Origin of the sequence: Microbacterium sp. UBA837, assembly GCF_002296025.1 — a bacterium.
GTDB lineage: Bacteria > Actinomycetota > Actinomycetes > Actinomycetales > Microbacteriaceae > Microbacterium.
Genome location: NZ_DBHD01000146.1, coordinates 1 through 8665, shown reverse-complemented (window position 1 = coordinate 8665; position 8665 = coordinate 1). Strand labels below are relative to the sequence as shown.

Below are 8665 nucleotides of genomic sequence, written 5' to 3'. Positions count from 1 at the left end.
CGGATCAGCTGTATTCGGCGACGTCGCTGACCCCGCGGGCGCGTCGCGCGAACACGACCGAGTCGACGGTCAGCACCGCGAGCGCCACCCACACGAGCGCGAAGCCGACCCAACGCTCGGGCGGCATCGGCTCGCCGAGGATCCAGGCCCCCGTGATGAACTGCATGATCGGCGCGATGAACTGAAGCAGCCCAACGACGGTGAGCGGCACACGCCGCGCCCCGGCGGCGAACAGCAGCAACGGCACGGCTGTCGCGGCGCCCGCGAGACTCACCAGCACGACATGCCAGAAACCGTATGCTCCGACGGAGAGACCAGTCGTCAGTGACGTGACCACCAGCAGCACGATCGCGAGCGGTGTGAGCCACGCCGACTCGAGGGTGAGGCCGCTGACGGCATCCACCGAGGGCCCGATCCGTTTCTTGATCAGTCCGTAGATGCTGAAGGATGCCGCGAGCGTCAGCGCCACCCACGGGACCGTGCCGTAGCCAACGATCGTGACGATGACAGCGATGCCCGCGATCGCGATCGCGATCCACTGCGTCAAGCGCAGCCGCTCGCGCAGCACGAGTACGCCCAGCAGCACCGTGGCGATCGGGTTGATGAAGTAGCCGAGGCTCGTCTCGATGACGTGACCCGACAGGGTCGCGAGGATGAACACCTGCCAGTTGACGTAGATGACAGCTCCGGCCAGCGCCGTCCAGCCGAGCAGCCGTGGCTGACGCACGATCGCGAGAAACGGCCGCCAGGCGCGCATGACGGTGAGCAGGAAGATGCAGAAGACGAGGGAGAGCAGGATGCGCCAGCCGACCAGCTCCCAGCCGGTGATCGGCGCCAGCAGGATGAAGTAGAGCGGCAGGAATCCCCAGAGGAAGTACGCCGAGAACGCGAAGATGCCGCCGACGAGCCGCTCGCGTGCAGCCTCTGCCGGCGCTTCCCGGGCCAGGTGCGCGGCATCCGATCCGGCGATCTCTGCCGCCCCAGATGCCGGAATGTCACCGGTCGCGGGCGCCGAGCCCCCATCTCCCGGAACCGATTCGCGCGCCACTCACTCAGCCTAGGGCGCGCCGGCGACCCTGCGGCGCGCGTCTGTCGCGCAGCCGCAGTGTCCTCCGGCCGAGTCTCGGCAGATTCCTGCCACGCCCCGCTGCGCGTGCTGCGCCCTGCCCAGCTTGCTGAACCCACACCTCCGTCGCCGAGCCCACAGGTTTCCGCGCGCGAATCGTGTGGGCTCGGCGGCGGTGCTGTGGGCTCGCGGGGATGGGGAACACAAAAAACAGACGGGGCCCGGATGCCGCAGCATCCGAGCCCCGTCGAAGAGTTGTCGACTCAGCGGACGACGACCGCCAGCACGTCGCGAGCCGAGAGCACCAGGTACTCGTCGGCGCCGAACTTCACTTCGGTCCCGCCGTACTTGCTGTAGATGACGCGGTCACCGACGGCGACGTCGAGCGGAACGCGGTTGCCGTTGTCATCGATACGACCGGGTCCGACTGCGACGACCTCGCCCTCCTGGGGCTTCTCCTTCGCGGTGTCGGGAATGACCAGACCACTCGAGGTGGTCTGCTCGGCCTCGACCTGCTTGATGACGATGCGGTCCTCGAGCGGCTTGATGGAAACCGACACGGGTCTACCTCTGCTTTCCTTGAGATACCAAGACTCGTTAGCAACCTCACACCGAGAGTGCTAACGCAAGTGTATTGAAGCTCTGGCACTCACGCAACGCGAGTGCCAATCCGGATGCCGTGACTTCAGCGCCCCCGCGCCCGACCGGCGACGCCCGATCCACCGGCGATGAGAGTCCTGTCATGCACGCAAACTTAACCTGGTATATGAATCATCTTTCAGTTACCGTGAGTGCCGTGCGATGACGCACCTCGGCATCCGCTCGCTGGAGAGGGATGCCCGTGCTCCGACCGGGACGACCGTGCGATGGCGCCCGGGGCGATGGCCGGGGCGCCGACGAAGGGATGACGCATGTTCTCTCGTGTCCGAAAGCGCGCAATCGGCGCGCTCCTGGCGGCCGGCTTGGCGGTGGCGGGCCTGGCCGTCGCAGCTCCCGCCGCTCAGGCGATCACCTGTCCCCCGGGATTCGAGACCCTGCCCGGCTGCACGAACGGCGGCGGTGGATCGGGTGGCGGCTCGACCGGCGGCACCGGCACGTGGACGACCGAGACGATCGCCGGGATGTCGGTGCGCCTGTACACCCCGACGACGGCTGCCGCCCTGCCTTCCGGTCGCGCGCTGATGATCTCGCTCCACGGATGCGTGCAGAAGGCATCCGATCTGCAGTCCGCGGGCAACTGGGCACAGACTGCTGACGAGTACGGCATGATCGTCGCGCTGCCGGATGCCCCGAACGGCGGAGTCATCCTCGGCTGCTGGGACTACTACGACGCGAATCACTCGCGCAGCGCGCCATCGCGCCACGACGACAACCTGCTTTCGCTGGCCTCGACACTCACCGCCCGCACGAGCCTCGATATCGACGCCGACCAGGTGTACGTCTCGGGACTTTCGTCCGGGGGCGGGCAGACGATGGTCATGGGATGCCTCGCGCCTGACGTGTTCGCCGGCATGGGCATCAACGCCGGACCGACGGTGGGCACCACCTCCGGTCAGATCTCGTCGGTGGCGGTCTCGAGGAACCAAGGAGTATCGACGTGCACGGGCTTCGCCAGCTCGGCATCCGGCGCCTTCGACACGCAGCTGACCTCGGTCGTCTACGGCAGCAATGACTCGACTGTCGCGCCCGGGTACAACACGCTGAACGGTCAGATCATGGCTGACATCTACGACGCCGATCAGACCTCGAGCTTCGGCCTGTCGGGCCTTGCCGGCACCAACACGTCGGGTTCGGGGACGCTGTACTCGGATGCCGAAGGGCCTCGGGTCTCCGTCATTCAGAACACCGGGCTCGGCCACAACTGGCCAGCCGGTGCGGGATCGGGCGGCTCGTACATCAGCGCGAACAGCATCGACTACCCGGCTTACGTGACGGAGTTCTTCTTCGACAACAACCGCCGCGTCGACCGGTCAGGCGAGCCGACACCCACACCGACACCAACCGGAACGCCGACACCGACACCGACGGTCACTCCTTCGCCGACGCCGACGGTCCCGCCGAGCGACTGCGTGACCGCAACGAACGCCGCCCACAAGGCTGCGGGGCGGGCCACCTCCTACGGGGTGAACCCCTACAACCCGTATTACGCGATCGGAACCCAGGACTACCTCGGTCTCGGCGACGCCACCGTGACGAGTCTGCAGCGCATCTCGGCATCCTCCTGGGATCTCGTAAGCAGCTGCAGCTGACACGGATGCCGCACCGGCCGCGTCGGTAACTCCTCAAGAATCGGCGGGTGGGGGTGACAATCGGCCGACGAAGCTCGATCCGCTGAGCCCGTTGAGGAGTTAGCAGCGCCCGCGCCTAGGGTGGATGGATGGACATCGCCGAGGTGCGGGCGCTGCTGACGCCGGCAGGACTCGAGCTGCTGAACAGCCTGGGCCCGGTCTCGTCCAGCGACGATGTGGCGCGCACCGTCTCAAGGCTGCGGGGCGCCGGGCACTCCCCCGACCTCGTATCGGCGGTGGTAACCCAGGCGCGGCTTCGCGAGCGGGCGCGGTCGAAGTTCGGCGAGTTCGCGGGACGGATGCTGTTCACCCGTGCCGGTCTCGAGCAGGCGACGCGCCTGTCGGTTGCGGCCCACCACGCGGGGCGGTTCCGTCGCGCGGACATCGAGCACGTCGCCGACCTCGGCTGCGGGATCGGCGGTGATGCGCTGGCGCTGGCAAGTCTCGGCATCCGTGTCGACGCGGTGGATGCGGACGAGGTGACCGCGGCCCTCGCAACCGTCAATCTCGCGCCGTTCAGTGCTGACGTCACCGTGCACCACGGGCTGGCCGAGGAGCAGGATCTCAGCGGCATCGAAGCTGTCTGGCTCGACCCCGCGCGACGCGAGGCGGGCGAGACAGGACGCGCACGCACCGAGGACTGGTCACCGTCGCTCGAGTGGGTGTTCGAACTCACCGGCCGAATGCCGGGGGGCGTGAAGCTCGGGCCCGGACTCGACCGCGATCGCATCCCCGACGGGTACGAGGCGCAGTGGGTGAGTGCCGACGGCTCGACGATCGAGCTCGTGCTGTGGTCGGGCGCGCTCGCGCGCGAGGGCGTGACACGGTCGGCCCTTGTCCTGCGGGGGCAGCACGCCGTCGAGCTCACGGCACCCGCCGACAGCGAGGACGAACCGGTGCGCCCGCTGGGGCAGTACATCCACGAACCCGACGGGGCAGTCATCCGTGCCCGCCTGATCGGGCAGGTTGCAAGGTCGCTGCGGGCGGGGATTCTGGCGGAGAAGATCGCGTACCTCACCGGCGATGAGGCGGTCACGAGTCCGTTCGTGCAGACCTTCCGGGTGCGCGAAGTGCTGCCGGCCGACACGAAGAAGCTTGCGCGAGCGCTGAAGGAGCGCGGTATCGGCATCCTCGAGATCAAGAAGCGCGGAGTGGATGTCGACCCCGCCGCACTCCGTCAGAGTTTGAAGCTGAAGGGCGAGGAGTCGGCGACCCTCATCGTGACCCGAATCGCAGGCTCCCGCGTCGCGATCCTCGCCGACCGCGTCCCACCCGCGGCCTGACCTGGCCTCTCGGCGGGCGACCCCTTCCGTTCAGTCGCGCCATCCTGCGGCCTCCAGCCCACCCGACCCGCAACACGGCGCGACCCAAGAACCACCTCCAGCCATCAGTCGCGCCAATCTGCGAGTGCGACACCCCCGAACCCGCAACACGGCGCGACCGAAGAGTCGGCGCACGCCGGACCGCAGCCCACGACGTGCGGTCAGGTCAGCACGGTCCAGGCGTAGAGGAGCCAGCCGGCACTGTAGAGGATGGAGACGCCGCCGAGCACGATCGCCCACACCGCGACCCGCCTGCTATCCCGCGGATGCCGCAGCGCCATGATGCCCGCCACGATCGCGACGATCCCGATGACAAAACCCCATCCAACGAACAGCGAGACGGCAAGGCCCACGATCGCGAACCCGAGGGCCCAGCCGGCGAACCCGCGGTCGAAGCTCGTTGCTTCAACCGGTCCAGCATCCGGCTCCCATCCGGGGCGATCCGGCGACGGATCCGGGCCGCTCAGGGTCGTCGGCACCTCGACCGGCGCCGTCGGGAACCGTGAGAACCCTCGAGAACGATCAGTCATCCCGCCTCCCCCGCGACCTGGATGTCGGTGATCGGCAGCGTCGAGTCGGCACCGAAGGCCATCGTCGACGGTGCACGCCCGGCCATGATCAGTTCCGAGGCGAGCGCCGCGATCATCGCCCCATTATCGGTGCACAGCGATAGCGGCGGAATCCGCACGGTCACCCCTGCCGCCTCCGCCCGCTCGAGGGCGACCTCGCGCAGCCGCCGGTTCGCGATGACCCCGCCGCCCAGCAGCAGCCGCGGCACGCCGTAGTCAGCGCAGGCGGCGAGCGCCTTCGTCACGAGCACGTCGACGACAGCTTCGCGGAAGGATGCCGCGACATCCGCTGTCGAGATCGCCTCCCCCGCGGCATCCTGCTGCTCGACCCAGCGTGCGACGGCGGTCTTCAGGCCCGAGAACGAGAAGTCGTACCGGTGCTCTGCCAGGTCGCTCGCGCGCGAAAGCCCCCGCGGGAAGCGAATCGCGTTTGGGTCGCCGGCCCTCGTGCCGCCGAGGCCGTCAGATCCGGATGCCGCTGCCCGATCGATCTCGGGTCCTCCCGGGTAGGGCAGTCCGAGGATGCGGGCGATCTTGTCGAACGCCTCGCCGGCGGCGTCATCCACGGTTTCGCCGAGCAGTTCGACGTCGCTCGTGAGATCGCGGACGAGCAGGAGCGACGTGTGCCCACCCGAGACCAGCAGCGCGATCGTCGGGTACTCCAGCGGCTCCGCCTCGGCGTCGAGGAGGTCGGCGGCGATGTGGCCCACGAGGTGGTTGACGGCGTAGAGGGGTCTGTCGAGCGCGACGGCGAGCGCTTTCGCGGCGCCGACGCCGACCATGAGCGCCCCCGCGAGCCCCGGTCCGGACGTCACGGCGACCGCGTCGATCTCGGCGAGGGATACCTGAGCTTCGGCAAGCGCCGTCTCGATCGCCGGCTGCAGGGCTTCGAGGTGGGCTCGCGCGGCGACCTCGGGGACGACCCCGCCGTACCGGGCGTGTTCGTCCATACTCGAGGCGATCGTGTTCGAGAGCAGGGTGCGGCCGCGCACGATGCCGATGCCGGTCTCGTCGCAACTGGTCTCGATCCCGAGGACGAGCGGTTCGGCGGCGCTCACGTGCAGACTCCCCCGGATGCCGCGGCAGCGGGCTCGATCCCGCTGGCCTCCCGCCGGGCGGCATCCCACCCCACGAGGTCGAGCTGCATGATGATCGCGTCCACATCGTCGGGCTGGTAATAGCGCGGGCGACGCCCGGTCTCGATGAAGCCCTCGCGGCGATACAGGCCCTGGGCTACCGGGTTGTCGTCGCGCACTTCGAGGAAGACGGTCCGTGCGCCCGCGTTGCGGGCGCACTCGAGAAGCGCGGCGAGCAGCATCCGTCCGCGGCCTGTGCCTCGCTCGGCGGCATCGAGCGCGATGGTCTGAATGTCGGCATCAGCTGCCCCTCGCACTGCGCGCACCCCGCCGTAGCCGATGATGCGGCCAGCTTCTTCGACGACGAGATACGACCCGTGCGGCGAGGCGAGTTCGCCGGCCATCATCGCCTCTGACCACGCGTCGGAGGGAAACGATGCCCGCTCGATTGCCATGATCGCGGCGAGGTCGGCGGCGGTTGCGGGGCGGAGGCTCATACGCCCACCTTCTTCGGCCCGGCGGATATCGTCACGTCGGGCGAGCGCAGGTACAGCGCGTCACGGGGCCCGGCCTCGCGTCCTGCCGCGAGCGACCGCGCGGCGACCAGTGCGACCATGGCCGCCGAAACCGCCGTCGTGTCGCGGCGCTCCGCACCAAGCCCGGCGAGCACGGCCTCGATCTCGTCGCGCGGGGTGAGGGCGGGTTCGGTGACCCGGACCGGCAGGCCGTCGTCATCCATGCCCTCGTAGACCGTGTAGGCGAACTCGCGGCGGCGGGCGTCGGTGACGATCGCGAAACGCTCGCCATCCGCCTCGCCGGTGAGGGCCTGATCGAGCAGGATGCCGAGGGCTGCGGGGTCGTGGCTGACCACCGGAACCACGGGGATGCCGCGCCCGAGCGCAAAAGTGCGGGCTGCTGCGATGCCAACGCGCAGGCCGGTGAACGGGCCGGGGCCCATACCCGCCGCTACCGCCGTGATCTCTGGACGCTCACCGGGTGTGCCGGCACCGGCGTGCCCGAGGGGTGCGTCGGCGCGCGCCGTGCCGAGCACGGTATGGAGCAGATCGCCGATGACTTCGGCGTGTCCGAGCGGGTTCGCGCTCGAGGCCTCGGCAAGCACCACGCCATCTACCTCGACGACCGCCACCGCGGTGCCGACCGAGGTATCGATGCCGAGAATCACCTATCCAGGGTATCCGCGCCCGGGCACCCGGCAGCTGCGTGCCGTTTGCAGGCTCACTTGCCGCCGCGGGCGTGTTTTGAGCGCGTGGCACCTGATTCATCCTGCGTTCGGCGCGGACGTGCCCGCCCGCGCGGTGGCGGGGGCGCATTGCCCGCGGCCCACGAGCCCGCGGGCCCCGCCGTCTCTGCCCCCCGTGCGCGGCTGAACGATGCATGAGCTGCACATCAATGCGCCGCGCATGCACAGAAGTGCCGCACACGTGGGATCAGCGCGCGAACCAGCGCCGAGCCCCGCCGATCAGGAGGGCTCGCGACGGATGCTGACAAGGCGCGGCGCGTCGGCGGCGAGGTCTTCCGTAGCCCGCGAGTACGTGCCGCAGGCGGTGTCGACGCCCGTACCATGCCACTCGCGCTGCAGCTCGACATCCCACCAGTGATCGCGCAGGCCCGACACCATCCCGCGCCCCCACTCGACCACGACGACCGAGCCGTCGTAGTCGATGTCGAGGTCATCGAGCTCGGCGGCAGAGCCCAGCCGGTACGCGTCAACGTGCACCAGCGGCGCCCCGCCGACGAGCGACGGGTGGGTCCGCGCGAGCACGAAGGTCGGACTCTGGATGGGGCCGCGCACGCCGAGCCCCTCGCCGATCCCGCGGGTGAGGGTCGTCTTGCCGGCGCCGAGGACCCCGGTCAGCACGACGAGGTCGCCCGGATGCAGCATCCGTCCCATCTGCACCCCGAGGGCGTGCATGTCGGCGGGGCTCGTGATCTCCCGGTCGCCGATCAGGGCATCCAAGCCGCTCACGACGACACCTGCCGCCGCGGCACGCGCGGACCGATCCGGGTCACGATCTCGTAGTTGATCGTGTCGGCGGCGCGCGCCCAGTCGTCGGCGGACGGGACGCCGAGCGTGGGGTCGCCGAACAGCACTGCCTCGTCGCCCACCGCCACCGGATGGTCACCGACATCCACGACAAACTGATCCATGGCGACGCGTCCGGCTACCGCGAACGGCTTGCCGCCGATCCAGACCGGCCCCCGCCCGGAGGCGTTTCGCGGCACCCCGTCGGCGTACCCGATCGGGATGAGCGCAAGGGTGCTCTCGCGCTGGGTGCGGTGCTGATACCCGTACGAGACGCCGTGTCCGGCATCCACGCGGCGC

Annotated in this window: 10 protein-coding genes; 2 read left to right on the top strand and 8 right to left on the bottom strand. The window is 69.4% G+C overall.

Going from position 1 to position 8665, the window contains the following annotated elements:
* Positions 1–4: 4 nt before the first annotated feature.
* Together rarD and groES are read right to left on the bottom strand one after the other, a co-directional pair.
* Positions 5–970, bottom strand: a complete 966-nt coding sequence (rarD, locus tag B3587_RS10715) for an EamA family transporter RarD (RefSeq protein WP_375236495.1) — start codon at positions 968–970, stop codon at positions 5–7.
* 359 nt (positions 971–1329) lie between these two features.
* The gene (gene groES / locus B3587_RS10710) at positions 1330–1626 is read right to left on the bottom strand and encodes a co-chaperone GroES (protein ID WP_228177199.1); all 297 of its coding nucleotides are present in this window, start codon (positions 1624–1626) and stop codon (positions 1330–1332) included.
* A 351-nt stretch (positions 1627–1977) separates the two neighbouring features.
* On the opposite strand from groES, the gene B3587_RS10705 reads away from it, so the two are divergent.
* Together B3587_RS10705 and B3587_RS10700 are read left to right on the top strand one after the other, a co-directional pair.
* Positions 1978–3315 carry a PHB depolymerase family esterase gene (locus tag B3587_RS10705; protein WP_292728493.1) on the top strand — a complete coding sequence of 446 codons (1338 nt, stop codon included), beginning with the start codon at positions 1978–1980 and terminating at the stop codon, positions 3313–3315.
* A gap of 128 nt (positions 3316–3443) precedes the next feature.
* Entirely contained in the window at positions 3444–4637 is a 1194-nt protein-coding gene (locus B3587_RS10700) for a class I SAM-dependent methyltransferase (protein ID WP_292728491.1), read from the top strand.
* A gap of 200 nt (positions 4638–4837) precedes the next feature.
* Here the strand turns inward: B3587_RS10700 and B3587_RS10695 are convergent, their stop codons facing one another.
* The 6 genes from B3587_RS10695 to B3587_RS10670 all read right to left on the bottom strand — a co-directional run.
* A complete protein-coding gene (locus B3587_RS10695) occupies positions 4838–5206 on the bottom strand; it encodes a DUF4190 domain-containing protein (RefSeq protein ID WP_292728489.1) in 369 nt (122 codons plus the stop codon).
* Positions 5203–6303 carry a tRNA (adenosine(37)-N6)-threonylcarbamoyltransferase complex transferase subunit TsaD gene (gene tsaD / locus B3587_RS10690; protein WP_414683134.1) on the bottom strand — a complete coding sequence of 367 codons (1101 nt, stop codon included), beginning with the start codon at positions 6301–6303 and terminating at the stop codon, positions 5203–5205. Before tsaD ends, B3587_RS10695 begins: the two co-directional genes overlap by 4 nt.
* A complete protein-coding gene (gene rimI / locus B3587_RS10685) occupies positions 6300–6818 on the bottom strand; it encodes a ribosomal protein S18-alanine N-acetyltransferase (protein ID WP_292728487.1) in 519 nt (172 codons plus the stop codon). Before rimI ends, tsaD begins: the two co-directional genes overlap by 4 nt.
* Positions 6815–7504, bottom strand: a complete 690-nt coding sequence (gene tsaB, locus B3587_RS10680; protein ID WP_292728485.1) for a tRNA (adenosine(37)-N6)-threonylcarbamoyltransferase complex dimerization subunit type 1 TsaB — start codon at positions 7502–7504, stop codon at positions 6815–6817. The genes rimI and tsaB overlap by 4 nt, the downstream gene beginning before the upstream one ends.
* A gap of 297 nt (positions 7505–7801) precedes the next feature.
* A complete protein-coding gene (gene tsaE / locus B3587_RS10675) occupies positions 7802–8308 on the bottom strand; it encodes a tRNA (adenosine(37)-N6)-threonylcarbamoyltransferase complex ATPase subunit type 1 TsaE (RefSeq protein WP_228177206.1) in 507 nt (168 codons plus the stop codon).
* Positions 8305–8665 (bottom strand): alanine racemase (locus B3587_RS10670; protein WP_292728483.1); only part of this gene is annotated, 361 nt, incomplete at its 5' end. The genes tsaE and B3587_RS10670, both read right to left, overlap by 4 nt.

What these genes read in the sequence shown, in the direction of transcription:
- rimI (WP_292728487.1), bottom strand. Translation starts at nt 6,818, where the DNA reads ATGAGCCTCCGCCCCGCAACCGCCGCCGACCTCGCCGCGATCATGGCA.
- B3587_RS10695 (WP_292728489.1), bottom strand. Translation starts at nt 5,206, where the DNA reads ATGACTGATCGTTCTCGAGGGTTCTCACGGTTCCCGACGGCGCCGGTC.
- B3587_RS10700 (WP_292728491.1), top strand. Translation starts at nt 3,444, where the DNA reads ATGGACATCGCCGAGGTGCGGGCGCTGCTGACGCCGGCAGGACTCGAG.
- B3587_RS10705 (WP_292728493.1), top strand. Translation starts at nt 1,978, where the DNA reads ATGTTCTCTCGTGTCCGAAAGCGCGCAATCGGCGCGCTCCTGGCGGCC.